Annotated in this window: 21 protein-coding genes; 17 read left to right on the top strand and 4 right to left on the bottom strand. The window is 59.4% G+C overall.

The window, feature by feature from the left end; genetic code table 11:
* Nucleotides 1-112 precede the first annotated feature (112 nt).
* From ACTQXI_RS04340 to ACTQXI_RS04325, 4 genes are read left to right on the top strand one after another with little or no spacing between them, the layout of a single operon-like run.
* Nucleotides 113-1,225 (top strand): tyrosine-type recombinase/integrase, encoded by a 1,113-nt coding sequence (locus ACTQXI_RS04340; RefSeq protein ID WP_441048887.1) that lies wholly within the window; start codon nucleotides 113-115, stop codon nucleotides 1,223-1,225.
* A complete protein-coding gene (locus tag ACTQXI_RS04335) occupies nucleotides 1,209-3,929 on the top strand; it encodes a tyrosine-type recombinase/integrase (RefSeq protein WP_441048888.1) in 2,721 nt (906 codons plus the stop codon). Before ACTQXI_RS04340 ends, ACTQXI_RS04335 begins: the two co-directional genes overlap by 17 nt.
* The gene (locus ACTQXI_RS04330) at nucleotides 3,922-5,505 is read left to right on the top strand and encodes a hypothetical protein (protein WP_441032092.1); all 1,584 of its coding nucleotides are present in this window, start codon (nucleotides 3,922-3,924) and stop codon (nucleotides 5,503-5,505) included. The genes ACTQXI_RS04335 and ACTQXI_RS04330 overlap by 8 nt, the downstream gene beginning before the upstream one ends.
* Nucleotides 5,489-5,968: a hypothetical protein gene (locus ACTQXI_RS04325; RefSeq protein ID WP_441032094.1), complete on the top strand. Its 480-nt coding sequence runs from the start codon at nucleotides 5,489-5,491 to the stop codon at nucleotides 5,966-5,968. The genes ACTQXI_RS04330 and ACTQXI_RS04325 overlap by 17 nt, the downstream gene beginning before the upstream one ends.
* Nucleotides 5,969-5,983: 15 nt before the next feature.
* Here ACTQXI_RS04325 and ACTQXI_RS04320 read toward each other — a convergent pair whose 3' ends face one another.
* Complete coding sequence (locus tag ACTQXI_RS04320) at nucleotides 5,984-7,009, bottom strand: tyrosine-type recombinase/integrase (protein ID WP_441548378.1); 1,026 nt, start codon at nucleotides 7,007-7,009, stop codon at nucleotides 5,984-5,986.
* Nucleotides 7,010-7,453: 444 nt separating this feature from the next.
* On the opposite strand from ACTQXI_RS04320, the gene ACTQXI_RS04315 reads away from it, so the two are divergent.
* The 10 genes from ACTQXI_RS04315 to ACTQXI_RS04270 all read left to right on the top strand — a co-directional run bounded on the left by ACTQXI_RS04315 (nucleotide 7,454) and on the right by ACTQXI_RS04270 (nucleotide 18,036).
* Nucleotides 7,454-8,941 carry an ATP-binding cassette domain-containing protein gene (locus ACTQXI_RS04315; protein WP_441048890.1) on the top strand — a complete coding sequence of 496 codons (1,488 nt, stop codon included), beginning with the start codon at nucleotides 7,454-7,456 and terminating at the stop codon, nucleotides 8,939-8,941.
* Nucleotides 8,942-9,328: 387 nt separating this feature from the next.
* Nucleotides 9,329-9,709 (top strand): hypothetical protein, encoded by a 381-nt coding sequence (locus ACTQXI_RS04310; RefSeq protein ID WP_441048891.1) that lies wholly within the window; start codon nucleotides 9,329-9,331, stop codon nucleotides 9,707-9,709.
* A gap of 144 nt (nucleotides 9,710-9,853) precedes the next feature.
* Nucleotides 9,854-11,128, top strand: coding sequence for a class II D-tagatose-bisphosphate aldolase non-catalytic subunit (locus ACTQXI_RS04305; protein ID WP_427719788.1), 1,275 nt, complete (start codon nucleotides 9,854-9,856; stop codon nucleotides 11,126-11,128).
* A 124-nt stretch (nucleotides 11,129-11,252) separates the two neighbouring features.
* Nucleotides 11,253-11,936 (top strand): transaldolase family protein, encoded by a 684-nt coding sequence (locus ACTQXI_RS04300; RefSeq protein ID WP_441048892.1) that lies wholly within the window; start codon nucleotides 11,253-11,255, stop codon nucleotides 11,934-11,936.
* A gap of 62 nt (nucleotides 11,937-11,998) precedes the next feature.
* Nucleotides 11,999-12,829 (top strand): transketolase, encoded by an 831-nt coding sequence (locus tag ACTQXI_RS04295; RefSeq protein WP_441048893.1) that lies wholly within the window; start codon nucleotides 11,999-12,001, stop codon nucleotides 12,827-12,829.
* The gene (locus tag ACTQXI_RS04290) at nucleotides 12,829-13,767 is read left to right on the top strand and encodes a transketolase family protein (protein WP_441048894.1); all 939 of its coding nucleotides are present in this window, start codon (nucleotides 12,829-12,831) and stop codon (nucleotides 13,765-13,767) included. The genes ACTQXI_RS04295 and ACTQXI_RS04290 overlap by 1 nt, the downstream gene beginning before the upstream one ends.
* Nucleotides 13,768-13,778: 11 nt before the next feature.
* Nucleotides 13,779-14,231: a PTS sugar transporter subunit IIA gene (locus ACTQXI_RS04285; RefSeq protein ID WP_441548377.1), complete on the top strand. Its 453-nt coding sequence runs from the start codon at nucleotides 13,779-13,781 to the stop codon at nucleotides 14,229-14,231.
* A gap of 246 nt (nucleotides 14,232-14,477) precedes the next feature.
* Nucleotides 14,478-15,335 carry a PRD domain-containing protein gene (locus ACTQXI_RS04280; protein ID WP_441048895.1) on the top strand — a complete coding sequence of 286 codons (858 nt, stop codon included), beginning with the start codon at nucleotides 14,478-14,480 and terminating at the stop codon, nucleotides 15,333-15,335.
* Between the two features lie 304 nt (nucleotides 15,336-15,639).
* On the top strand, nucleotides 15,640-17,070 hold the full coding sequence (locus ACTQXI_RS04275; RefSeq protein WP_441048896.1) for a PTS transporter subunit EIIC: 1,431 nt from the start codon (nucleotides 15,640-15,642) through the stop codon (nucleotides 17,068-17,070).
* A gap of 111 nt (nucleotides 17,071-17,181) precedes the next feature.
* A complete protein-coding gene (locus ACTQXI_RS04270; RefSeq protein WP_441048897.1) occupies nucleotides 17,182-18,036 on the top strand; it encodes a Nif3-like dinuclear metal center hexameric protein in 855 nt (284 codons plus the stop codon).
* Between the two features lie 94 nt (nucleotides 18,037-18,130).
* On the opposite strand, the gene ACTQXI_RS04265 is transcribed toward ACTQXI_RS04270, so the two are convergent.
* Nucleotides 18,131-19,009: a hypothetical protein gene (locus tag ACTQXI_RS04265; RefSeq protein WP_441048898.1), complete on the bottom strand. Its 879-nt coding sequence runs from the start codon at nucleotides 19,007-19,009 to the stop codon at nucleotides 18,131-18,133.
* 167 nt (nucleotides 19,010-19,176) lie between these two features.
* On the opposite strand from ACTQXI_RS04265, the gene ACTQXI_RS04260 reads away from it, so the two are divergent.
* Nucleotides 19,177-19,827: an HAD family hydrolase gene (locus ACTQXI_RS04260; protein WP_441048899.1), complete on the top strand. Its 651-nt coding sequence runs from the start codon at nucleotides 19,177-19,179 to the stop codon at nucleotides 19,825-19,827.
* A 113-nt stretch (nucleotides 19,828-19,940) separates the two neighbouring features.
* On the opposite strand, the gene ACTQXI_RS04255 is transcribed toward ACTQXI_RS04260, so the two are convergent.
* Complete coding sequence (locus ACTQXI_RS04255) at nucleotides 19,941-21,053, bottom strand: LacI family DNA-binding transcriptional regulator (protein ID WP_441048900.1); 1,113 nt, start codon at nucleotides 21,051-21,053, stop codon at nucleotides 19,941-19,943.
* Between the two features lie 329 nt (nucleotides 21,054-21,382).
* Between ACTQXI_RS04255 and glmS the strand changes: the two genes are divergently transcribed.
* Nucleotides 21,383-23,230: a glutamine--fructose-6-phosphate transaminase (isomerizing) gene (gene glmS, locus ACTQXI_RS04250; protein ID WP_427728812.1), complete on the top strand. Its 1,848-nt coding sequence runs from the start codon at nucleotides 21,383-21,385 to the stop codon at nucleotides 23,228-23,230.
* 112 nt (nucleotides 23,231-23,342) lie between these two features.
* Here the strand turns inward: glmS and ACTQXI_RS04245 are convergent, their stop codons facing one another.
* Complete coding sequence (locus ACTQXI_RS04245) at nucleotides 23,343-24,044, bottom strand: GntR family transcriptional regulator (protein ID WP_441016618.1); 702 nt, start codon at nucleotides 24,042-24,044, stop codon at nucleotides 23,343-23,345.
* A gap of 193 nt (nucleotides 24,045-24,237) precedes the next feature.
* Between ACTQXI_RS04245 and ACTQXI_RS04240 the strand changes: the two genes are divergently transcribed.
* Nucleotides 24,238-25,272, top strand: a complete 1,035-nt coding sequence (locus tag ACTQXI_RS04240) for a YeiH family protein (protein WP_154517801.1) — start codon at nucleotides 24,238-24,240, stop codon at nucleotides 25,270-25,272.
* Nucleotides 25,273-25,379 lie beyond the last annotated feature (107 nt).

Raw genomic sequence — 25,379 nt, 5'->3', positions numbered from 1 at the left:
GCACTTATTGTGATGTTTAACTAAGCGTTATCCAGTGAATTGATGTTTGTTCAGGTGACAAAAAAAGTTTGCCGTTGAAAAATGCCTCTACCCGAAGGCCGACGGGGGAACGATGGACGGCTGGATCATCAACCATCCGGACGCCTACCCCTTCTGGGCCAACAAGTTCCTCCACAAGATGAGCATGGGCTCGCCCCAGACGGCGAGGCAGTACGCCTACAAGCTGTGCAAGTACCTCAACTACCTGCAGGACTGCTGGCACATCGGCTACGCCGACGCGACCGCCAAGCACCTCGCCGGCTTCTTGCGCTTCCTGCAGTTCGGAAACGTCATCCCGTTCGTCGGCGCAGTGGAGGGAAAGAGGTCCGGCTTCACCGTCAGGGGCTACTACACGGTCGTGGCCAGCTTCTACACCTTCCTGCGCTCCCAGGGCAAAGACATCAAGATGGAGGTCGCAGAGGAGCGAAGCGGGGAGAACCCGCACTCCTTCCTCTACGGCCAGGGAATCATGACCACGTCGCCGCGCTATGTCGCCGAGACGTCCTTCGCCAGCGGAAAGCCTCCTGTGGACTACGAGAAGTGGTACACGGACGAGCAGGTCGACGCAATCCTCAGCAACTTCCGCACCTACCGCGACAAGGCGGTCTTCTCCCTCTCGCTCGACGGCCTTCGCATCGACGAGATCCTCTCCGCCCAGATCGACCTCTACCGCGCAGACGAGGGCACCTTGAAGCTTTTCCGCAGCAAGGGAAGGCGCGAGGGCGAGGGGCGCGTCTGCGTCTTGTCGGAGCGCTCGCGGCGACTGCTGGAGGAGTACCTCTACAACGAGCGCAGCGCCGTCGAGGGGAAGCTGATCGATTCGGGGTCGCTCATACCGACCGAGATCTTCCTCAACCTGCGCGAGCGCGAGGGCAGCTTCGGCAAGCCGATGGCCTACCACAACGCGCTCGAGATCATCAAGCGCGCCGCCAAGCGCGCCGGCCTCGACCCCGCCAAGGTGCGCACCCACTCCGGCAGGAGCACGAAGATGGAGGAGCTCCTCAGGCAGCAGGCCCTCGACCCCGCCTCCCTTACCGACAACCAGATACTCGACATCATGGGCTGGAAGAGCATGGAGTCTGCCGAGCCCTACAAGAACAGGCAGGACAGGGTGACCGCCGTCGAGAACTGGAAGAGGCTCGAAGCAGCCAAGGAACAGAGGCGCGCCGATGATCAGGCAACCTGAGGAGGCGCTCGAGCACATCAGGGACAACTCCGGGGGTGCGAAGCGCAGCAACAACTACACCCATGTCGCAGACACGGCGACGGTGAGCGACTTTGCTGCCTTGGCCGCCTGCGTGGAGTCGCGCACGCCGCTGCCCTCCTGCGAGGGCTTGGAGGAGTCGCTGAAGGGGACATATAGCTATGGGACCCTGTGTCGTCTTGCCCTGACCTCCATGTTCTCGGAGGAGGAGCTGAGCGACTACTTCCTCGACGTGCTCGTCTCCATGCACGAGGACGAGGAAGCCTGGGAAAAGCCCGGCATAAAGAAGCTCTGCAAGGTGATAACCGGGTTGACCTACCAGGTCAGGGACTGCGTTAACCCCCTGATACGTATCTTTGGCGAGACGTACATGGAGCGCTTCTACACCTATCACCGCTTCCCGGTGCAGATCGGGGACCGCGCCGTCGAGGCCGTCAGACGACGTGAACCCCTCGTCGAAATCCGCAGGGAGTTTATCGAGAAGTACTGCAGCCTTTCCCGCAATAACTTCTTGCAGTGGTTTGACAACTGCGTTGTCGAAGAGGTCGGCGAGGAGGAGTTCGCGGCGTATGTGCGCGACATGGCAGAGAAGTATGCCTCGGGGCTGTCCGATCGCAACTACCGACACTTCACCTACCCGCGCCTGACCGCGTACATCTTCGGGTTCTCCTGGCGCCCTGTCGGGAGGTGCCGAAAGCGCAAAGCGAGGGGGCACGGCAAGCGGTGGGACTATCGCAGGCTGCATGAAGTAATCGCTAGGGAGATGTTGCCCTACACGTACGCTGCGTACGCTACGACCTCTAACCGGACCGCCGTATATGAATTCCTAGATCTCAGCGCGGAGGAACGCGCCTATTACGACGAGAAAGCTGTGCGGGTTGACAAGAGCTCCGTCCCTGCTGGACTGCTTGTCGCAGGTGACTCCCAGTTGCCGGCACCGGAACTGCCAGGCGGCGTCAGCTTCGAGGAGCTCCTGGGCGCATACGATGCGTTCTTCGCCGGCAGGTACCTGGCCCCCGACTCTCCGAGGGGGCCGATCTTGCCCCTCCACAGATTCCGTCGCGACTTCAAGGAGCATTTGGAAGACGAGGACGTGAGGAAGTTCGCGGCGTTCAAGAAGGTGCGGCAGACCCCCACCCTCGCAAACGCTTTTGACGAGCACCTGGAGAACAAGATCGCCGGCCTGCGCAGGTTCATGTTCGACGGCAACGCCGACGAGGTGGCCAGCGACAAGTCGGAGGTGTGGTTCTACTTCCCCAAGGGGGAGACGTTCTCAGGCAGGCGGCTCGACTTCTCCGTGCTGGACGGGACGGGTTTGTTCCAGCAGGATGCGAGGGAGTATCTGAGGTTCCTCTACCAGGATGCATGCCAGCGCGCGAGCTCTGACCATCGCGCGTTGGCGCGCATCCCGGCTGCGATGGCCGATCTGCTAACCGTGCTCTCCTTCCTCGTCGGCGAATACGGCATCACCTGCCCAGAGGACGTGGGCGAGCTGCATGTCCTCGCCGCGCTCTCGCATATGAGCAAGGATGGCTATGCACCCGGCACGCTCAAGCATCATCTGACCAGCTGCAGGAGGTTCTTCCGGCACCTCGTCGCTCGCGGGCGCCTTGACACGGACCCGACCGCGAACCTGACGGTCAGGAGCGGCTCTGACTACTCGAGGGCGACCCCGGATATCCCCGAGGACATCCTGGTGTTCCTCGAGGAGCACGTCGACGAGCTTGGGTCGAGCGCCTGCAAGCTGATGCTCAAGCTCGCGATGGAGACCGGGTGGCGCCTCTCCGATATCAAGAGCATCCGCGTCGAGGACATCACGGCCGAGGACCCCGCCAGCGGCATGCCGCAGGTGAGGGCGAGGTCCCCCAAGACCGCGGCATCCAGGATCAAGCGGCGCCTCGGCGACAAGATCTTCGCCGTCATCTCGCCAGAGCTGCACGGCGAGATCGAGGCCTACATCGAGGAGACCTCCGCCCTCAGGGAGATGTACGGGGTCGAGACGCTCTTCTTCTGCATCACCAACGGGGTTAAGACCGAGTTCCCCGCGACGACCTTCAACGGAGCGATCAACAGGCTGCTCGAGCGGTACGGCATGCAGTCGATCGACGAGAGTTACGACACGTTTTGCTCCAGGCAGACGCGCAAGACGGTCGCCGTCGAGCTCATCACGTCGGGTGCCACGCTTACAGACGTGCAAAAGCAGCTCGGCCACGTCGACCACAGAACCACCGAGCGCGTCTACGCCGAGGTGAGGATGAGGAGGCTCGCAGAGCTGAACAGCGAGTTCTTCCAGCAGAAGTTCAACCTCCTGATCGAGAGCGGCAGGCTCGACCTGTACACGGAGGAGGAGCGCCGCTGGCTCTACGTCGACTTCTGCACCAACCGCCGCAACGTGGAGCTGGGCGTGTGCTCCAAACACCCCTCGGAGGGCAGGTGCGCCGACCTCGGCAACATCAGCTGCGCGTCCTGCCCCAAACTGTGCACGGGAAGGGCCTTCCAGGGGCGCTGGGAAGAGCTCTGCGAGGACTCGTCGAGGCTGCTGGCGCAGTTCGAGGCCAAGTACGCGGAGCTGGACATCCCGATGGACGAGTACGAGGGCTACACCGAGTACGCGCAGGAGAGGGCCTTGAACGAGCGCTACAGGGCCGTGCTCGACGCCATTGAGGAGGGAACGCAACATGCCTGACAGCCTGCTCTTCCCCACATCCGGGTCCGCGGCCCTCGAGCCGGTCGTCCTCTCCAACGCCGTGTCCGTCACCGACGAGCAGGCGGCCAAGATGCTCTCAGACTACTGCTCTGCCTCGAGCTTCAGCGACGACGTCTGGCAAGCCGACAAGGTGAAGCCCGACAAGAACGTCAAACCGAGCTCGCGCAACATATATTTCACGGGTATCTCGAACGAACACCTCAAGAAGGAGGCCAAGAGATGGGCGCTGACGAGGCTCGTGAAGGGGCGGGACCCCGCTGCCATCAGCTCAGACATCTGCATGTCCATCAAGCACTGCGCAGACTTCATCCCCGACGATTGCAAGAGCTTCGCAGAAGCCCCGCCGGAGGCGCTCGCCTCCTTCTATGCCTACCTCTTCTCGGGAGAGCGGAAGACCACCCTGAGAAAGCGCCTGCATTACTGGCACGCTCTCGAGGCATTCGCGAGGGAGTCGGGGTTCACCGACATCAGCTCCGCCATGCAGAGGTTCGTGCTGGAGAGGGCCCCCGCCTACGTCAAGAAGGAGGACAAGTACATCCCCGACGAGGTGGCCGGCCAGCTCGACGTCATCTTCATGAAAGACGGCATCCCGCTGGTCTACAGGTGCATCTACTGGATGCTGCGCCTGATCCCCAACCGCGCCACCGAGGTCCTCAGCATGACGGTCAGGTGCCTGAAGCGGCTCGACGCGGACACCTACACCCTGACGATCCCGTCCTTCAAGCAGTCGGGACCCTACGTCCCGAGCGACATCAAGCTGATCGAGGTCAGGTACGAGGGCATGGGGAAGCTCCTCGTCGACCTGGTGGCAGCCCAGAGGGACGAGGTGCTGGCGCACCTCGGCGAGAATGCAAGGTGGCTTTTCACCTCGCGGGCCTACAGGCTCATAAGGGACCCGAAGACGGGGGAGAGATGCTATAGGACTCACGGGTCGGCATTCAAGCCGAAGAACCTTGGAAGCTGCAACCGCTTCTTCTCGCGGCTCTGCAAGTGCAGGGGAATCGTCGACGAGCACGGCGAGCCCTACTCCCCGACGACGCACCAGTTCCGCCACAACGCCGTCAGCGACCGCATGAACTCGGGCCTCTTCCGCGCCATCGACCTGCTGCCGCTCACCGCCCACCACAACACCAAGATGATCGAGCAGAGCTATACCCACACTTCCGTCAAGGACCTGCGCAAGGACGACCCCGTCGTGTTCAGGGGCAGGATCATCAACACAGACGACCCTGCCCGCTTCGACAGGATCCTGTCGAAGCCCTTCGCCAAGAGGGTCCACAGGATCGGCCTGTGCTCGGACGCAAGGGGCTGCAGCGCCGACAGGTCGAGGTGCCTCCGCTGCAGCTACCTCGTCCCCGACGCCGGCGACCTCGACTACTATCAAAGCGAGCTCGACGACTGGCGCAGCAAGCAGGAGAAGGCTCTAAGTTGTGGCAACGATGTCTTCGCGGAGCTCTGCGGTGTTTGGATAGACGCATACAAGACGCTGATCCAGCGCGTGCTGAACGCGATTAGCGGCGAGGACCTGGAGGTCTCTGATGAAGCAGCCCAGTGAGAACATGCAGAGGATGTACGCGGCGAAGAGGGAGAAGACGCTGGCCCTCATCCAGGGAGCCATCGACGAAATCGAAGAGGACCACCGCATCGTCACCAAGAAGGAGCTCATGGCGCTAACGGGGCTGAGCTCGGGGACGTTCAGCCAGCAGCACGTCAAGGAGCTCCTGGCGAAGAACCAGGTCTGCCAGTTCAGGCCGCTCGCAAAGGTAAGCCAGAAAGGGAACCTCGAGCTGAACAAGGACGCCGAGATAACCAGGCTGTCAAGGGAGCTCCAGAGGGCGCAGTCGCGCCTGCAGGACCTCGATATCGCCCTCGACAAGAGCAGGAAGCAATCGAGGAAGCTGAAGGAGGAGAACGCGGAGCTCCAGCGACAGCTCCTGCTGCTCCGAGGCAAGTACCAGCAGCTGCTGGAGTACCTGGAGGTGCTGGGGAGCGACCTCTCGGGCATTCCCCTCGCATGACGCGGCCCCGGCCTCCTAGTCGTCGAGGAGGCCGTCGACAAAACGCTCCGGAGCTTGGCTCACGCGGTCGACGTTGTGGGCATAGACCATCGTGGTCGTCAGGTTCGTGTGCCTTGCGAGCGCCTGGGCCTGCTGCAGGCTGGCGCCCCCCAGCAACGCGAACGTCACCGCGCTGTGCCGGAAGCTGTGGGTCGTGAGCCTCTCGCTGTCGAGCCCCGCCGCGCGCAGGGCCTCCTTCGCAATCTGCCGTATGCTGCGCGTGGACAGCGGCTTCCCATATGTTTTGTTGGAGAGGCTGGCGAACAGCGGCGAGTCCTCCCCGACGACCTCGCACCCCTCGCACCTGCGCGCTGCCAGGTAGTCGTAAATGGGTCCTAGAGTCGCATCGGTCAGCACCACGAGCGCGTCCTTCTCGACCCTGCCCTTGCCCTGGACGAGCAGAATCGTCTGATCGCCCCTGTTGCGCAAATCACCCAGACGGCCTCGCGTGACCTCCACCGAGCGTAAGCCGACTCTGATGAGCAGGTTCACCAGCGCGAAGTCGCGCTTGGCCTGCAGCGTGTCGCCCTTCAGCACCTGGAGCACACGCTTGGCCTGCGCCGGCGTCAGCGCGTCCTTGCGGTGGATGTTGCCCACTAGCTTGACCGTCTTTATGTCCGCGGCCACGTTCGGGTAGGCTCTCACGGACTCGAGCCATTTGAACAGGCTCTTGACCGCGGTGAGGTAGGTGCTCGCCGTCGAGGGCCGCACCCTCGCCAGCATGTCCTGCTTGTAGGCGAGGATGTCTCCCCTGGCGAGGTCTGTGATCCCTCGCTCCTCCTTCCACGCGAAGAAGCCCCTCAGGGTCCTGCGGTAGGTCTCCTTCGTGGTCTCGGCCAGCTCGGCCTCGACTAAAAAGCGCTCGAGCAGCATCTCGACGTCTGCGCTCAGGGCCACGGGACTCGAGGGCTGCTGCGTCGCTGTTATGAGTTGGTTCTGTGTTTCGTTTCCGTTCCCGGGTATGTTCTGCACATCGTGCACCACCTTCTTAATTATCTTCAATAAAGATAACACGGGAGGGGGCTGCAGTGCCAACCGCCGCCTTCGGCCATGCTCTGGCGGGTTGCGGGAAGGGCAGGCGTTTCTGTGTGATGCTTTCCAGCATCAGGCGCCAGCTAGAGGGAGCAGTGCCACGCAGTCTCTCCGCTCTCAGCACCAATCAGCACTTGGGTGAAGCGACGAGCCAAGGGCGCGCCGGCGAGTTGCCACCTGATTACCATGCTATAATCCTAGATATCAATCATCCAGCGGGGCCTTTGGCAAGCGCCGCTTCGAGTTAGGTCAGGTTAGATGAAGAACTAGCGATGCCCGTTTCGGGTACCCCATACGACCATTCTGTACATCCGGTCGCGCTTCAGGGTGCCGCATCGCTTCAGTGCCTTCTCGTTCCAAATCCATACATCGCGTGCCTGGCCCCTGCGCGACCTCCTCTCAAAGGAGCTCGCCATGCAACTGAATCTCACTCACATCAGCTATACCTACCCCGGTACGGCATCGCCAGCCATCGAAGACGTCAGCGCCACGTTCCCATCGGGATGGACGGGCATCATCGGCGACAACGGATGCGGGAAGAGCACGCTCGCCCGTATCGCCGCCCGCGTTATTACACCCGATTCCGGGACGGTGAGCCCGAATCTGTTCGCGTCGTATTGCGAGCAAGACTCGACCCAAGAGCCAGACAAGCTCTTTGATCTCGCATCGGATTGGGGCAAGGAGGCGCAACGGGCAAGGGCGCTGCTCCGCATCGAAGACGACTGGTTCTGGCGCTACGACACGCTCTCGGGCGGTCAGCAGAAGCGGTTCCAGATCGCGTGCGCCCTCTATGCACAGCCAGATGTCCTCATCATGGATGAGCCGACCAACGACCTCGATGCCGCCACGCGCGACATCGTGAAGGAGGCGCTGGCCTCCTTCAGCGGCATCGGCATCCTCATCTCGCACGATAGGGATCTGCTCGATGGCCTTGTGGGCCAGAGCCTCATGTGCGAGGGCGCGCGTTGGACCATGCGCCCCGGCGGGTACTCGAAGGCAAGCGACCAGGCGGCGAGCGAACGCGCCTCTGCGATGAGGGATCGCGAGCAAGCCTCTCGTGAAGCTAAGCGCCTGAAGGCAGAAGCCCAGCGCAGGAGCGAAGAGGCGGCACGTCAGAAGGGCAAGCGAAGCAAGCGCGGCTTGAGCAAAAAAGACAGCGACGCTCGGGAGAAGATCGGACGCGCCATAGTCTCTGGAAAGGACGGCGTTGCAGGGAAGCTCTCGTCCAAAATGAGCGGGCGGCTCGCAAAGGCCGAGGCAGAGCTTTCTGAGAAAACCGTCTCGAAAAGATACGACCATCGTATCGGCGAGTTCGGCGTCGCTGCGCGCTCAAGTTGCGTGGCGCACTTGGAGGCATCGCGACTGTCTGCTGGCGAGTTCTCGATAGATGTGCCGGAGCTCTGGATCTCGCCAACGGATCACGTGGTGTTGACCGGTGCGAACGGAACGGGAAAGAGCCTGGTGGTACGAAGCGTCATCGAATCTGTTCCTGATAATGTCAAAGTTGCGTACGTTCCCCAGGACGTCGGGCCAGAGGAACGCGAGCGAGCACTGAGGCATCTCCGAGACCAGGACCAGGAGACGAAAGGTCGCATCCTCTCCATCGTGGCGCGGTTGAACTCCGACCCTGACAAACTGCTCGATGGCGACGATTTGAGTCCTGGCGAACTCCGCAAACTCATGCTTGCTGAACAGCTTGTTACGAATCCCAACCTCCTCGTACTCGACGAGCCGACGAATCATCTTGATGTGGGTTCTATTGAGGCGCTGCAGGAGATGCTGAGCGGTTTCTCTGGCGCGTTACTGTTGGTTACGCATGATAGACAGCTGTCGGAGGCAGTCACGCAGATTGGCTGGGAAACTATTCAAGGTGAGAGCCTGATGAGATTGCTGGTCGTCTAAACAATGGGTTTTATAAAAGAGCCTTGTCGGGTGGATTTGCAGCTTCAGTTTGCAATTATTGTTTAACTCCGCGTGGGTAGTCGCAAGCGGCTTGCTCGTGACGACAGCGACTATTGCCAAAGGGTGGACGCAAGCGGTTTGCTCGTGATGACAGCGACTATTGTTATCCTGTGGTTGCAAGTGGCTTAAAGGTGATGACAGAGTCGTGGAGTTCGACACCAAGATGAAAGTCCCATCAAAGTCACCGTCAAATATCTAGCACGGACAAACAAATAAGGACTCATAGAAACCCTTGGTCGGTGTGCTAACATGATTACAGTGAGTAAATAAGTCTTCAATAACACTAAGCCATTACATAATAAAACCGGCATCTACGGCCCCAACGGTATGTTCCGCGTCGCTGTCGCCATTCCCCCGATTGCTTGCGGCCTCGCTGCGCTCATCGCCAAGAACAAGTTCGATGACGCTGACCGTCAGATGGGTATCTCCGCACTGTTTATGGGCTGCATCGGTATTACCGAGGGCGCTATCCCCTTCGCGGTCAAGGATCTCGGTCACACCCTTCCCGGCATCTGCATCGGTTCTGCCGTGGGTGCGGCGCTTGCCGCCTTCCAGGGTATCGACTGCTACGTCCCGCACGGTGGCTTTATTGTCGCCCTTGCCACCAACAATGTCGCGCTGTTCTGCCTGGACATCGTGATTGGCTCCGTGGTCGCCGCTGCAATCCTGATTGCCATGAAGCCCACGCTCGATAAGCAGGCCAAGTAAACCTTTAAGGACTCCGGTTGTGCGGAGGGATGGATTTGACTCCGCACAACCGCCCCTACACAACAAAATCCATCCGTACTGATAGGGCCCGCATCTGGGTCCCAGGGAACTTTTGTCAAAAATCCTCTGGAGAAGGAGAACAAAATGTCCAACCTCACCATCCGCCAGGCCGTTCAGGGCATGCTCAAGCTGCAGGATAGCGGCGATCACGCAACCATGGTCGGCATTGGCCCCATGAGCCCCAACCTGATTCAGGCCGTGTTCGAGCTTGCCAAGGACGAGGATTTCCCGCCCATGTTTATCGCCAGCCGCAACCAGGTCGATATGGACGAGATGGGCGCCGGCTACGTCAACGGTTGGGACCAGAAGCGCTTTGCCGCCGACATCAAGAAGGTTGCCGACGAGGTGGGTTACACCGGCCCGTACTACCTGTGCCGCGATCACGGCGGTCCGTGGCAGCGTGACGAGGAGCGTAACGCCCACCTGCCCGAGGACGAGGCCATGGAGCTCGCCCGCAAGTCCTTCGTCGCCGACATGGAGGCGGGCTTTGACCTGCTGATGGTCGACCCCACCAAGGATCCCTATCAGATCGGCAAGGTTATTCCGCTCGACGTGGTGCTTCGCCGCACGATCGATCTTATCGACTACCTTGAGCAGTACCGTCGCGAGCATAACCTGCCCGAGGTCGCCTATGAGGTCGGTACCGAGGAGACCAATGGCGGCTTGACCTCTACCGATAAGTACGAGGAGTTCATTTCTCAGCTGCAGCCCGAGCTCGAGAAGCGCGGCTGCCCCATGCCCACCTTTATCGTCGGCCAGACCGGCACGCTTACCCGTTGGACTGAGCAGGTTGGCCATTACAACTTTAAGAACGCCCGCGAGCTCGCCGACATGGCAAAGCGCTACGGCGTGGGCCTGAAGGAGCACAACGCCGACTACCTGGACGACGCGACGCTGCTCGAGCACATTCCGGCTCACGTGACGGCTTCCAATGTCGCCCCTCAGTACGGCACCGAGGAGACCCGCGCCTACCTCAAGCTCTGCGCTACCGAGCAGATTCTGGTCGACAACGGCCTGTGCGACGATCCCTCCGATCTGTATCACACGCTGCTGGTCAAGGCTATCAAGACCGAGCGCTGGCGCAAGTGGATGACCGGCGATGATGTCAACCTGCAGGTTGACGACATTCTGGCCGACGACGAGCTCAGCCTGAAGATTCTGGATGTCTCCGGCCACTACGCGTTCAACGATCCCGAGGTCAAGGAGCAGGTCGAGAAGCTCTATCGCAACCTCGCTGCCCAGGACATCGACGGCAAGCGCTTTGTGATCGAGCACATCAAGCGCCCGATTAAGCAGTACGTCGTCGGTCTTAACCTCAAGGGCGTCACGAGCCGCATCGAGAAGGCTCTCGAGGACTAAGTAGCTTTTCCTACACGACGCCGGGCCTGGGGCATGTCCCAGCTGCAGGCCCGGCACATAGGACAAAGGGACATCCCCTTTGTCCTATTTTTTGAGTTTGGATTCCTTCGAAGGAGTTTGTACCATGAAGTTCTTTATCGATACCGCCAACCTTGACGAGATCGCCGAGGCCAAGAGCTGGGGCTGCCTTGCCGGCGTCACCACCAATCCGTCCCTGTACGCCAAGACCGGCGGTAAGCTCGCCGACTTTGAGCCCCATATGCTCAAGATTGCCGAGCTCTGCGAGGGTCTGCCCGTGTCTGCCGAGTCTACCGCGACTACTGCCGAGGGCATGATCGAGGAGGGCAAGCGTCTTGCCGCCCTGGCTCCCAACATTGTGGTTAAGCTCCCCGTCTGCGAGGCCGGCCTCGCCACCTGCCGCGCGCTGGCCGATGCGGGCGTGCGCGTCAACATGACGCTCGTCTTCTCGCCGACGCAGGCCTTGATGGCCGCCAACGCCGGCGCCCGCTACATCAGCCCGTTTGTGGGACGCTTCGATGACATCGCCGAGGACGGTATCTCGCAGCTCGACAACGTTGTGACCTGCATCAAGAACTATGACTGGACCGGTAAGAACGTCGACGACACCGTCGAGATCATCACCGCATCCGTCCGCACGCCCAATCACGTGACCCAGGCGGCGCTACTCGGTGCCGATATTGCGACCGTCCCCATGGCCGCTCTTAAGAAATGCCTGCATCACCCGCTGACCGACCAGGGCCTTGCCTCGTTCGAGGCCGACTGGAAAAAGGTCGTCGAGGCACAGTAACGATGGTTCTGCCGGCCCAGCATTTGTTATGCCGGGCCGGCGTGCTCAAGAGAGGAAACTCCATGACCGATCAGGAACTGGCCAAGATTGCCAATGAGGTTCGCCGCGGTATTGTCACGGGCGTCCATGCCGCCAAGTCGGGGCATCCGGGAGGGTCGCTTGGCGCCGCCGACATTATGACCTACCTCTACTTTGAGGAAATGGATGTCGACCCGGCGAATCCGAGCCGCGCCGAGCGCGACCGCTTTGTGCTCTCCAAGGGACATTGCGCTCCGGCACTCTATGCCGTGCTCGCCGAGCGCGGGTTCTTTCCCAAGGAGGAGCTCGAGACGCTCCGTCATATCGGCAGCCGCCTGCAGGGCCATCCCAATATGAATGACACGCCGGGCGTTGACATGTCTACCGGATCGCTCGGTCAGGGTATCTCCGCCGCGGTTGGAATGGCACTCGCTGCAAAGCACTGGGGTGACAGCTACCGCGTCTACACGCTGCTGGGCGACGGCGAGTGCGAGGAGGGGCAGGTGTGGGAGGCGGCCATGTTCGCCGGCAACCACGACCTGGATAACCTCGTCGCTATCGTCGATCACAATGGCCTGCAAATTGACGGCAGTATCGACGAAGTTAACTCGGCTATGCCGCTTGCCGACAAGTTCCGTGCCTTTAAGTGGCATGTGATTGAGCTCGCCGACGGTAACGACATGGCGCAGATTGCCGCGGCCTTTGCCGAGGCTCGCAAAGTGAGTGCCTCGCCTGTGGCCATTATCGCCAAGACGGTGAAGGGCAAGGGCGTTTCCTTTATGGAAAACCAGGTGGGCTGGCACGGCAAGGCACCCAACGATGAACAGTTTGAGCAGGCCATGGCCGAGCTCGCAGCAGCAGGGGAGGAGCTCTAATGGCAGACGTCAAGAAAGTCGCCACGCGCGTTAGCTATGGCGAGGCACTTGTCGAGCTGGGCAATGAGCACGATGACTTTGTGGTTCTCGATGCCGACCTGGCCGCCGCCACACAGACCGGCAAGTTTAAGGCTGCGCACCCTGAGCGCTTCTACGACGCCGGCATTGCCGAGAGCAACTTGATGGGGCTTGCCGCCGGCATTGCAACCACGGGCCACGTCGCCTTTGCGAGCACCTTTGCCATGTTCGCCGCCGGCCGCGCGTACGAGCAAGTTCGTAATTCCATCGGCTATCCGCACCTCAACGTCAAAATCGGCGCCACACATGCGGGTATCTCGGTCGGCGAAGACGGCGCCACGCATCAGTGCTGCGAGGATATCGCGCTCATGCGCACGATCCCGGGTATGACGGTGATCGTTCCCGCCGATGACATCGAGGCTCGCGCTTGCGTGCGCGCCGCGTATGAATTTGAGGGGCCGGTCTACATGCGTTTCGGCCGCCTGGCAACACCGGTCATCAACGACCGCGAGGACTATGAGTTCAAGATTGGTCGCGGCGTGGTCGTGCGCGAGGGGTCCGATGTGACCATCATCGCTTGTGGCCTCATGGTTGCCGAGGCGCTTGAAGCTGCCGAGGCGCTCGCTGCCGATGGTATTGACGCCGAGGTCATCAACATGCACACGATCAAGCCGCTTGATGAGCGTCTGGTGGTTGCCAGCGCCAAGAAGACCGGTCGCGTGGTCACCGCCGAGGAGCACTCGATTATCGGCGGTCTTGGCGAGGCCGTGGCCTCGGTACTCGCGGAACAGCATCCGGTGCCGATGCGACGCGTCGGCGTGCGCGATGTGTATGGCGAGTCCGGCCCTGCGGTCGATTTGCTGCACGAGTACGGTTTGGACGCCGACGGTATCGAAGCTGCGGTCAGGTCTGTGTTGTAAGGAAGGTTTCCATGGGATTTGTATCTGCCAACCAAGTGACGATCGGGTATACCGCCGCCTCGCGCGAGGACGCCCTGCATTATTTGTCCGAGCAGGCCATCGAGCTCGGTTTTGCCGATGACGCATCTGCCGTAGAGGCTGCCTTTATTGCTCGCGAGAACGAGGCCGAGACCGGCCTTGTCGCCGGTTTTGCCGTTCCGCATGCCAAAAGCGACGCGATCCACACGCCGGGCGTTGCCGTGCTTAAACTGGCCGAGCCCGTTGAATGGCCGAGCTTCGATGGGGTGCCCGTCGATGTTGCGCTCGCGCTGTACGTGCCTGCCGGCGAGGCTGGAACCACGCATCTGCGCTTGCTCTCCAAGGCTGCCGTGATGCTGATGGACGCCGGCCTCCGTGACAAGGTGCGCGCGAGCACCGATCCCGTTGAGATTGCGGAGCTCATCAATAGCGGACTCGAAGACTAGAACGGTCATCCCGTTCAATCAATCGATCCTTCTCCAAGGAAAAGGGCCGCGACGCCATAGAGGTGTCGCGGCCCTGTTTGCGTTTCCCCAGATAAAACCTGCCAAAATAAACCTGTCCCTTTTTGGCAGGTTGTGGGGCTCGGGTTTGCTTGTCTCGCGTGACGTTGCGTGGAATAATCGAGGCGAACCATCTTAACTGGAATTCATTGCGCTTGCCCTTCGGCTGCGCCTATTTTCGGAGGCATCATGAGGATCGTTAAGCGTATCAATCACAATGCCGCCTTGCTTGTCAACGATAAGGGAACCGAGCTTGTGGCGCTGGGGAAAGGCATTGGTTTCCCTGACGGCCCCGATGAGGTTTCACTTGCGCAGATTGAGCGCACGTTTTACAACGTTGATGCACGCTACCTGCCACTTCTTAACGAGATCGATCCCAAGGTAATGGAATTTAGTGCGCAGATTGCCGATGTCGCGCGCGCCAACATTTCGCGCGAGTTGTCGGCGAACCTTCCTTTTACGCTTGCCGATCACATTAGCTTTGCCATTAAGCGCTGTCGTGAGCACATGTATGTTCAGATGCCGCTTTCTTGCGACGTGCAGCAGCAATATCCCGTTGAATTCAAAATCGCCACGTTCGCCCACGCTGGCATAGAACGCGAATTCGGCGTGTTTATGCCGCGCGGGGAGAGGGCAGGTATCGCACTCTGCATCGTTAACAGCGTGATGGCAAGTTCGAGCAAAGCAAAGTCAAATGACGTGCGCCGCGAGGAGCGCCTGATTGAGAAACTCGTAACGATTATTGAGAAAGACCTGGATATCTCTGTTGATCGTGATGCCTTCGACTATGCGCGTTATGACACCCATGTGAGATATTTGCTGGAGCGTGTTCGCACCGGTGAGCCGCTCAATACCGACAATGCGGCACTCTATCAGCCCCTCTGTGATGAGCATCCGGCCGTGGCGGCTTGCGTCGAGAAGATGGCCAGACTCATTGAGGAGACCTATCAAGCTTCCGTCGTGCCCGAAGAGAAGGTGTACCTTATGCTTCATGTCAATCGGGTCTATGCCGGCAATATGAGAGACGGGTCCTTAACGGTCGAATAGATGGCTTCTTTACCGCTTAAGGATGAAAATCTACCGTTCGCGGTATTCTGAACATCGTGAGGCTGCCGTCCTCATGGCGGAGCTGATAACCTTGGCGCGACATAAGGTGTTATTCGAGAGCTGAGCTTCCGAAGCGTGACGTAAAGACAGGGCGACCTGTCGATGTCTCGTTTTGGAGCTTTTTGTCTTTACGCCGTTTCCCTCAACAATCGAATATTTCCATGTGGGCGGCAGGCCACCGTCCGCTTTGTCTCCTCGCGCGCGCAGCGAGGAAGGAACCGGATCGTTCGAAAGGGAAGATGATATGGCTGACAATAAGAAGATCGCAGCCGATGTGCTCGAGGCGCTGGGTGGCAAAGACAACATCACCTTTGCAGCCCACTGCATGACGCGCCTGCGTTTTAACCTTAAGGATATGGAATTGCCCGATATTAACGCTGTTAAAAAAATAAACGGCGTCATCGGCGCTCAAATATCTGGCGGGCAGTTCCAGGTGATTATTGGGCAGAACGTGCCTAAGGTATATGACGAGCTCATCACGATGAGCGGCTTGGCCAAGCAGGAGAGTATCGACGAGAACCTCGACGCAAGTGGAGTCAAAACACCGCTTACTCCGGCAGCCGTTGGCAATGCGATTCTTAACTACCTCTCGGGCTCCATGGTTCCGATGATTCCATTGCTGCTCGCTTCGGGCATGTTCAAAACCGTTGCCGTCGTACTCGGGCCAACGATGCTCAATCTCATTGCGGATACGAGCGATCTATATATCCTGCTCAATATGCTCTACAACGTGACGTTCTACTTTATACCAGTCTTCTTGGGCTTTTCGGCCGCCAAGAACATTGGCGCCACGCCTATGTACGGTGCTTTTATGGGCGGTGTGCTTATCGAACCGACGTTTATGCAAATGGCAGCCGAGGGAAAAGCCTTTAGCGTCTACGGCATCCCCTGCGTGCCTGAAAACTATGCACAGACGGTCATTCCCGTTCTGCTCACAGTGGCCTTGATGTCCGTCTTCGAAAAGTTCCTGCGCAAGCATATGCCTGATTCGCTTACTACGGTGTTTACGCCGCTTTGCACGCTTGCTCTGACTGTCCCCTTTGCGCTTTGCCTGCTTGCCCCTCTTGGCTCTTTGTGCGGCAACGGCCTGGCTGCAATCTTTGGGTTCCTCGGCGCCGAGGGTGGCATCGCGGCGATTATTGGTGGCGGCTTGCTTGCAGCAATTTGGTTGCCCATGGTCATTACGGGCATGCATGTCGCGGTCATTATGATTGCCATTGCAAACTTCATGTCGACGGGCTCTGACAGCTTTATTATGGTCGCTGCTACGGTTGCGCTGTGGGCTGCCTATGGAGTGGAGATTGCGACATGGCTCAAACTCCGTAACAAGGAGGAAAAGAGACAATGTGCCGGCTATCTTGTCGCCCAGCTCATTGGAGGCGTCGGCGAGCCGTTCATCTATGGCATGCTGTTCCGCTATCGTAAGCTGTTCATTGCCTGCATGGCGGGTTCATTTGTCGCCGGTGCCGGGTCGATCGCTCTGCATGTGAATGCCTATCTTGCTGGTGCTGCTTCAAACGTGCTTAATATTATGACGTTTGTCGGCGGTGGCAATGAGAACCTGATCTGTGCCGCCATCGCTTCGGCAGCTGGCTTTATCGTAAGCTTTGCCGTTGCCTGGTTCTTTGGCTTTAGTGAGGATGAGCTTGAGAACGGTCCGATTTCCGAGCGCTAGAAAAGCGGTCGCATATAGGTGGTTCAGCTCAAAAAATGCCGCCTATAGATGATTCCGCAGGGCGGTATGTTTGCTGCCGCCCTGCATATTATGTCGAAGGGGTTGTTACATATGCTTATCAGTGAGGCTATTCAAGCTATCCAGGACTATTGCGGCGGCATCGATGCTTTTACCGGTAAGCCCATCGAGCTTGCGACGACGCGCGATCGGGTGCTTTACGGCAACATCGATCAGCAATGTACCGGAATCGTTACATGCATTTGGGCTACGGCGGAGGTAATTCGCCGTGCCAAGGAGCTTGGCGCCAACCTGATTGTTCCGCACGAGGCGCTGTTCTGGAACCACGGAGACAGCCGTGAGGTGGTCGCGGGGAACGAGACCTTTGAGGCAAAGTGCGCCTTGCTTGACGATTGGGGTGGAGCGGTCTGGCGTTGCCATGACTATATCCACTCGGGCGTTCCGCTCGCCTCGGACGGCTCGATGGTCGACGGCATCTTTTACGGATTCGCAGCAAAAATGGGCTGGCTCGAATATGCGACGGATGGGTCGTTTATGAGTTATCGGATTGATCCAATGCCGGCGCGCGATTTGGCGAAAATGCTTGTCCTCAAGCTCGGTCTTAATGGAACGCGCCTGATCGGCGACGGCGATGCCTTGGTGGGTAACGTCGAGATTCCGATGCATATTATGGGCCGAGATAACGACGAGATTGCCCATATCGACTCTGATGACATCGATTGCATTTTGGCGATGGAGCTTATCGACTTTACGGTGAGTGAATACATCCGCGACGCCGCAATGCTCGGTCAGGGGAAATGTGCCATCCATATGGGTCACTTTAACGGCGAAGAGCCGGGCATGGAATACATGTCGACATGGTTGCCCGCTGCGCTCGGAGACGCTGGTGCAGACTTGCCGGTCACCTTTGTGCCCATGGGAGACACTTATCAATACGTACTGGCATAGATGTCCTGGGCCGCGACGCCATAGAGGTGTCGCGGCCCTGTTTGTGTTTCCCCAGATAAAACCTGCCAAAATAAACCTGTCCCTTTTTGGCAGGTTACTGATTCATGTTGCCGTGGATGTAGGGGGTGACTTCGGGGGAGATGTGGCTGCAGCCCAGTTCGCGCAGCGCGGACTCGATGGCGACGGGCAGCGGGGTCTTGCCCTCGGCATTGACGGTAGCACCGCCGAGGGCGGCAATCTTGGCGACATCTGAGGGTGCGGCCTCGATACGCATGCAGCCGCCGACCAAGCGCGCGCGAACCTGCGCCAGACCAAGATTGTGCAGGTAGTCCTCGCAGGCGCGGATTAAATCGATCTTCTCGTGCGTAAGCTCCTCGCCTGTGGGGACGCGCGTGGCAAGACAGGCTCCCGCCGGCAGGTTCCAAACGGGATAGCCCCATGCGCGCAACAACTCGCGCTCTTCGTCCTTGGTAAAGCCGACCTCCATAAGAGGGGAGCGTACGCCGAGCTCTATGGCAGCACGCATGCCGGGACGGTAGTCACCGCGATCGCTTGCATTGCTGCCATCGATGACGGTGGGAAAGCCGAGCGACTTAGCGTGGTTGACGATGGCGGTAAAGCCGGCGTGTTTGCAGTGGTAGCAACGGTTGGCGTCGTTGCAGGCTACTTGGGGGAGCTGCAGCTGATCGACCGAAAGATTGAGCACGGGGAGCTTAAAATGCGGTCCCTCATTGGTTTGCCTGTCAACGGATCGCTCAAACGAGGTCTGTTCGGGCGTGCCGATGAGCGGCGTGGTGAGGTGAACGAGAAGCGTGCTGGCAGGCATGATGCGGGCGCAGACCGCGGCCAAAAAGCTGCTGTCGACGCCACCGGAAAAGCCGATGGCGACGCGTCCGTATGCCAAAAGCAGCTGTTCGAGCGCCGCGAGTTTGTCCTGAAGCTCCTTTGCAGGTGCGGTAGTGTCTGAAAGCATAAAACAATCCTTACCATTGAGTACTCGGTCGAAAACTATAATCCTATCGGACTGCTCGTCATATGACTTCTGCCTATGTAACGATAGTGCAATATGCTATATACGTCATATACAAGTTTGTAAAGTAAGCTAGAGTGGCCGTAATGCAATCCGGTGAGGGGACCGATATGATCAAGACTGTAATTTTTGACATGGACGGAACGCTGGTCGATACCGAGCGTTTGGGCATCAAGGCATGGAAGGCGGGCGCTGCCGAGCTGGGGGTCGCGATTGATGATGCGCTGATCCATCAGTTTATCGGCCGCACGCTGCCCGATGTCATGGACATCCTTGATAAGCATTACGGCAGCCATGAAACCACCGAGGCGATCTATGTTCGCCACAAGGAGATTCGCGACGAGATGGTCAAGACCGATTTGGAGCTTAAGGCCGGCGCCGCTGAGTGCCTAGACGAGCTGCTAGCGGCGGGCTATCACGTGGGTCTAGCGACGTCGTCGCGCCTCGTTACGGCCGAGCGCAACCTTAAGATGGTCGGTCTTTTTGACAAGTTTGAGACGGTGACCTGCGGCGAGGACGTCGTGCACGGCAAGCCCGACCCCGAGATGTATCTGCTTGCCTGCGAGCGCGCGGGCTTTGCCCCCGAGGAATGCGCTGTGGTCGAGGATTCGCGCAACGGCTGCGTCTCTGGCATCACGGCCGGCTGCCATGTCTTTGCCGTCCCCGACATTGTGCCGCTGCCGCAGGACGTGGTGGATGGCTGCGAGGCCGTGCTCGATACGCTGTTCGACCTGACGGCGGCGGTCAAGGCTGTGCGCTAGACAGCTGCGGCGTTGAAACGGGCAATTGCCCACATTTACGCTTAAGCATAAGGGGTCCGGCAATGGCCGGGCCTCTTTTGCTTAAGCTGCGTTTTGGCATACTGGTCGACGTGCTATAGATACGCGCCCAGGTTGATGGCGGTGGCTTCGGCTTGGCTGCTCGCCTGGGTACTGGCGCGCTCTAAGAGGAACGGCCGCACGAGTTCCTGACGGTTGATGTCCTCGGCGGCTGTGACCTCGGTGACGGTGCGTGCGGCGGAGCCGATACGGACGCGTTTGGTTTTTGTCGGCGCCTTGTTCTCGATTTGCTCCACGAGCAGCTGCACGCCCTTGCGGCCAATTTCGTAACCCGGCGGTGCCACGGTGGTGAGCGGGACCGACCCGCTCCATGCAAGCGGGTTGCCGTCGCAGCCGGCCACGCGAACCTGCTTGGGGACGGAGATGCCTTTGTCGATCAACGCCGAGATAACACCCGAGGCCAATACGTCGGTTAGGCCGATGACAAAATCCGGACGCTCATCGGTGGAACGCTCGGCAATTTGAGTGCCGATACTGTAGCCGTCGGCTGCGGTATTCCATTCTCCGGCGTCAATGACCTCAATTTTGATGTCGGGATGAAGGGCGAGGGCCTTGTGAATGCCAAGCACGCGCAGGGTGAGCTGCATAAATGCCGCTCTGCCCACAACGGTGATATGGCGTGCGCCGCGGGCAATGGCGAGCTCGGCGATAATGCGCCCCTGTGCCTCGTTATCGGCGGCCACGTAGTAACCGGGCTCGGAACAGTGGATGTCCAGATGGACAATCGGCACGGGCATCATGGTCATGGCGGGGTGCCAATCGGGGGATGCCATGGGCTGAACCATGACGCCGGACATCTGCGTGCCCATAAAGTAGCGCAGGTAATGGTCTTCGAGAATATCGTCGTTATCGGCGTTGGCGATAAGCAGGTCGTAACCGTGCTTGCGGGCCTCGTTATGGGCACCGCTGGCAATTTGGAGCGAGAAGCCGTGGTCGAGACGGGGGAGGACCAGGCCAAAGGACTTAGTGGTGCCTCCTGCGAGCTGGCGGGCGCTTTGGTTGGGCAGGTAGCCAAGGCGATTGATGGTCTCGTTGATGATTTTGAGGGTCTCGGGGCGCAGCTTTTCGGGATGGTTGAGCGCGTTGGATACCGTGCCCAGCGAGACCCCTGCCTCGCGCGCGACGTCGCTGATTTTTACCTTTGCCATAGCGGCCCCTTTGATGCGTTTCAAGTACAAGCCAGATTGTAGCATCGCCCGCCCCTAGGGTGTCAAAACCTGCCAATTAGGGACAGGTTTATTTTGGCAGGTTTTATCTGGGGAAACGCTATTGCCAACGCGACCACCACGAAGGGGACAGGCACCTTTGTGGCGGTTTGGACCGGCCGAACGTGTGTGCATCGGGTGGTATCTAAGTTGAGATACCACTTCTGGTATATCAGCTTGCGCTTGCGTGAGTACAATACTCGAACGTTATACGTCTCAGCGCCCCTTGTGCGTGGACGTTTTACAGTCACGCGAGCGAAGGGATTTATCCTATGTGCGGAATTGTCGGCTACACCGGCTCTGATATTGCAAAGAACATCCTTGTCACGGGCCTTAAGCGCATGGAATATCGCGGCTATGACTCCTCGGGCGTCGCGCTCGAGGTGGGCGAGGGCACGGCGGCTCACCTCGACGTCATTCGCCGCGTGGGCAAGGTCGCGGGCCTGGAGAGCGAACTTACCAATGTCGACAGCGACGCCACCTGCGGCATCGGCCACACCCGCTGGGCTACCCACGGCAAGCCCTCCGTTGTCAACGCCCATCCCCACACCAGCTGCGACGGTCGCATCGCCATCGTCCACAACGGCATCATCGAGAACTTCGCCGAGCTGCGTGAGGAGCTGGAGGGCCGCGGCCATCACTTTAAGAGCGAGACCGACACCGAGGTCTTTGCGCACTTGATCGAAGAGGCCTATGCCGAGACACACGACCTGATGGCTTCTGTGCGCGAGGCCTGCACCCACGTGGTGGGCGCCTATGGTTTGGCCGCCGTTTCTGCCGATGAGCCCGGCGTGATCGCCGTGGCCCGCAAGGACTCCCCGATTGTGGTCGGTGTCGGCGAAACCGGCTCCTACGTTGCCTCCGACGTGATTGCGCTTATCGATGCCACCCGCGATGTCGTGGTGCTCGAAGACGGTCAGTTTGCCAAGCTTACGCCCGCAGGCGTCGAGTATACCGACGAGGCTGGCAACGTGATTGAGCCCAAGCTTACCCATATCGACTGGGACCTGGATATGGCCGAAAAGGGCGGTTATCCCGACTTCATGCTCAAGGAGATCCATGAGCAGCCTCGCGTCGTGCGTGATACCCTGGTGGGCCGCATGACTCCCGCCGGTGAGCTCGATATCGACGAGCTGGGCCTTTCGCTCGAGGAGCTCAACGATATCGACCGCGTGTATGTGATTGCCTGCGGCACCAGCTACCATGCCGGACTTATCGCCAAGAACCTTATTGAGGGTTGGGCTCGTATTCCTACCGAGGTCGAGGCGGCAAGCGAGTTCCGCTATCGCAACCCCATCATCACGCCGACGACGCTTGTCGTGGCCGTGTCCCAGTCGGGCGAGACGGCCGACACCCTTGCCGCCATTCGCGATGCGCGCATCAAGGGCGCCAAGGTCTTTGGCATCACCAACGTGCTGGGCAGCCCGGTGGCGCGCGAGAGCGACGGCGTTATCTACACCAAGGCTAACAAGGAGATTGCAGTTGCCTCGACCAAGAGCTTCATCGGTCAGGTCGTGAGCCTTACGCTTTTGGCCCTGCTGCTGGCGCAGGTTAAGTACCGTCTGACCACCAAGCAGGCGCGCATGCTGTTCCGCGAGCTTTCCGATACGGCCGAGCAGATCCAGTGGATCCTGGATACGCAGACCGAGGCCGTGCACGAGGCCGCGCTTGTCTGCAAGGACGCGCAGTCTGCACTGTTCGTGGGTCGCGGCATGGGCGCCGCCATTTCCTATGAGGGCGCGCTCAAGCTCAAGGAGGTCAGCTACCTGCATGCCGAGGCATATGCTGCCGGCGAGATGAAGCACGGCCCTATCGCGCTGATCGACCCGGGTTTTCCCGTCATCGCGGTTGCAACCAAAAGCGCAACATACGACAAGACGGTGTCGAACCTCATGGAGTGCAAGGCGCGCGGCGCCAAGGTCATCGTCGTTGCTACCGAGGGCGACGAGGAAATCAACAAGATCGCCGACTGCATCATTCGCGTGCCGGCCGTCCGTGACGTATTCAGTCCCATCACGGCGAGCGTTCCGCTGCAGCTGCTCGCCCGCGAGGTTGCCATCCTGCGCGGTTGCGACGTTGACCAGCCCCGCAACCTGGCCAAGAGTGTCACAGTAGAGTAATCGAGTTCCTACGTCCTAACAACTAAGGCCCGGCTTCGTTGCAGCGGAGCTGGGCCTTGTTGCATTTGCCCAGATAAAACCTGCCAAAATAAACCTGTCCCTTTTTGGCAGGTTAGCGGAGCTTGCTGGTCTCGAAGTACTCGGGATATTGGTCCAGGACTTCGGTCTGGTTGCGGAACATCATATGCAGGTGCTTGCTGACCAAAAAGCTTGCCTCGATAGGATCGCGACCGGCGATGGCGCGGCGGATTTGCTTGTGCTCGTTAACAATCTCCTGATTGTCGAGCGCCTGCGTAGCGGCGCGCAGCCAGCGGAAGCGCTCCAGGTCGGCATTGGTCGCCTCGAGCCACGACCACACGGTGCTGCGGCACGCGATGCTAAAGATCATGCGGTGCATGAGGTTGTCGCTTAAAAAGAAGCCGATGCGGTCCTCTTCGGCCATGGCTTTTTCCTGCAGCGCGATGGCTCGGTCGAGCTGCTCGATGGCTACCGAGGTGGCACGGGCGCAGCACTCCACAATCACCTGCTTTTCCAGGTGTTCGCGAATGTAGCAGGCACTCTCGGCAAGGGTGAGGTTGATGGGCGAGACATAGGTGCCGCTTTGGGGCACGGTGCGCACTAAGCCCTCTTGCGCCAGACGCACCAGTGCCTCGCGCACAGGGGTGCGCCCCATATCTAGGTCGTCACAAAGCTGCTTGACGCCCAGCTTTTCGCCCGGCTTGTAGTCCAGGTAGACTATTTTGCGTCGAATGGTGTGGTAGGACTGGTCCTGTAGGCTCGTTTCCTGCTCGCCGACGTGCATCGATTCTTCCATAGTGCCTCGCAACTGTTCTATCACACTCATATGTCAGTTGTTAATTATGCCGCGAATCAGCTCTCCGCGCTGGGTAATTCGGTTGTTGCCCGAGAACTATTGCGGCATCTTAGTCTGTTTTTGCGTATGGCTGTGCTCGATGTTGCCGTATCATAAGCCGTCGCAAACGTGAAATAGAAAGAAGGAATCCCGTATGCAACTGGTAAATATCGTACGCGAGCGCTGGAAGGGTGTCTTGTTCTGCCTGATCATCGCCATCCCTGCGTCGTTGCTCGGCAAACAGATTGAGGTGGTCGGTGGGCCGGTATTTGCCATCCTCTTTGGCATGGTTCTGGCGCTCGTCTTTCCCAAGAATCGTCGCGAACAGCTCGCCGCCGGCGTCACCTATACGTCTAAAAAAGTCTTGCAGTACGCGGTTATCCTGCTTGGCTTTGGCATGAACCTCTCGCAGATTCTGTCCAAAGGCGCCCAGTCGTTGCCGATTATCGTGGCTACGATCTTGACCTCGCTCATCATCGCTTTTGTGCTCTGCCGCGTTATGAACGTGCCGGGCAAGATCGCGACGCTTGTGGGTGTGGGTTCGTCGATTTGCGGCGGTTCCGCCATCGCCGCGACCGCGCCCGTCATCGATGCCGACGATCGCGAGATTGCCCAGGCTATTTCGGTCATCTTCCTGTTTAACGTTATCGCGGCGCTCGTGTTTCCAACGCTTGGAGGCATGCTTGGGCTGACCAACGAGGGCTTTGGCCTGTTTGCCGGTACCGCTATCAACGACACCTCGTCTGTAACGGCTGCGGCGAGCGCCTGGGACAGTATGCATCCCGGCGCCAATGTGCTCGAGAGCGCTACGGTAGTCAAGCTCACCAGGACGCTGGCTATTATCCCCATCACGTTGGTCCTCGCATGCTGGCAGATGCATCTGGCGCGCAAGGCCGGCGGCGACGCCAAAAGCACGTTCTCCCTTAAGCGCGCGTTTCCCATGTTTGTGCTGTTCTTTGTGCTGGCGAGTGTGGTCACCACAGTGTTTCAGCTTCCCGCGTCCGTTACGGCGCCCATCAAGGAGCTGTCGAAGTTCTTTATCGTGATGGCCATGGCGGCTATTGGCTTTAATACCGATATCGTCGAGCTGGTCAAAAAAGGCGGCAAGCCCATCGCATTGGGCTTTTGCTGCTGGATTGGCATTGCGTGCATGGGTTTGGGAATGCAGCACGTGCTGGGAATCTGGTAGAGAAGTAGCCCATTTACGTGCTGGTTGCTGGTGGCCGCATCCTCGCGGTGGAGCGATAGGAGCTCTTGCGGGTATGGCTTGTCCGCAGGTTAATAGATCCCGAAGAG

It is taken from the genome of Collinsella sp. LCP19S3_C9 (assembly GCF_052121575.1).
Lineage (GTDB): Bacteria > Actinomycetota > Coriobacteriia > Coriobacteriales > Coriobacteriaceae > Collinsella.
This window is presented reverse-complemented; position numbering and strand designations above follow the sequence as displayed.

Coding starts and splice junctions, on each gene's coding strand:
- ACTQXI_RS04305 (WP_427719788.1), top strand. CDS start 9,854: ATGTCCAACCTCACCATCCGCCAGGCCGTTCAGGGCATGCTCAAGCTG.
- ACTQXI_RS04285 (WP_441548377.1), top strand. CDS start 13,779: ATGGGATTTGTATCTGCCAACCAAGTGACGATCGGGTATACCGCCGCC.
- ACTQXI_RS04245 (WP_441016618.1), bottom strand. CDS start 24,044: ATGGAAGAATCGATGCACGTCGGCGAGCAGGAAACGAGCCTACAGGAC.
- ACTQXI_RS04265 (WP_441048898.1), bottom strand. CDS start 19,009: ATGCTTTCAGACACTACCGCACCTGCAAAGGAGCTTCAGGACAAACTC.
- ACTQXI_RS04335 (WP_441048888.1), top strand. CDS start 1,209: ATGATCAGGCAACCTGAGGAGGCGCTCGAGCACATCAGGGACAACTCC.
- ACTQXI_RS04255 (WP_441048900.1), bottom strand. CDS start 21,053: ATGGCAAAGGTAAAAATCAGCGACGTCGCGCGCGAGGCAGGGGTCTCG.
- ACTQXI_RS04300 (WP_441048892.1), top strand. CDS start 11,253: ATGAAGTTCTTTATCGATACCGCCAACCTTGACGAGATCGCCGAGGCC.
- ACTQXI_RS04290 (WP_441048894.1), top strand. CDS start 12,829: ATGGCAGACGTCAAGAAAGTCGCCACGCGCGTTAGCTATGGCGAGGCA.
- ACTQXI_RS04325 (WP_441032094.1), top strand. CDS start 5,489: ATGAAGCAGCCCAGTGAGAACATGCAGAGGATGTACGCGGCGAAGAGG.
- ACTQXI_RS04280 (WP_441048895.1), top strand. CDS start 14,478: ATGAGGATCGTTAAGCGTATCAATCACAATGCCGCCTTGCTTGTCAAC.
- ACTQXI_RS04310 (WP_441048891.1), top strand. CDS start 9,329: ATGTTCCGCGTCGCTGTCGCCATTCCCCCGATTGCTTGCGGCCTCGCT.
- ACTQXI_RS04340 (WP_441048887.1), top strand. CDS start 113: ATGGACGGCTGGATCATCAACCATCCGGACGCCTACCCCTTCTGGGCC.
- ACTQXI_RS04330 (WP_441032092.1), top strand. CDS start 3,922: ATGCCTGACAGCCTGCTCTTCCCCACATCCGGGTCCGCGGCCCTCGAG.
- ACTQXI_RS04275 (WP_441048896.1), top strand. CDS start 15,640: ATGGCTGACAATAAGAAGATCGCAGCCGATGTGCTCGAGGCGCTGGGT.
- glmS (WP_427728812.1), top strand. CDS start 21,383: ATGTGCGGAATTGTCGGCTACACCGGCTCTGATATTGCAAAGAACATC.
- ACTQXI_RS04270 (WP_441048897.1), top strand. CDS start 17,182: ATGCTTATCAGTGAGGCTATTCAAGCTATCCAGGACTATTGCGGCGGC.
- ACTQXI_RS04240 (WP_154517801.1), top strand. CDS start 24,238: ATGCAACTGGTAAATATCGTACGCGAGCGCTGGAAGGGTGTCTTGTTC.
- ACTQXI_RS04260 (WP_441048899.1), top strand. CDS start 19,177: ATGATCAAGACTGTAATTTTTGACATGGACGGAACGCTGGTCGATACC.
- ACTQXI_RS04315 (WP_441048890.1), top strand. CDS start 7,454: ATGCAACTGAATCTCACTCACATCAGCTATACCTACCCCGGTACGGCA.
- ACTQXI_RS04295 (WP_441048893.1), top strand. CDS start 11,999: ATGACCGATCAGGAACTGGCCAAGATTGCCAATGAGGTTCGCCGCGGT.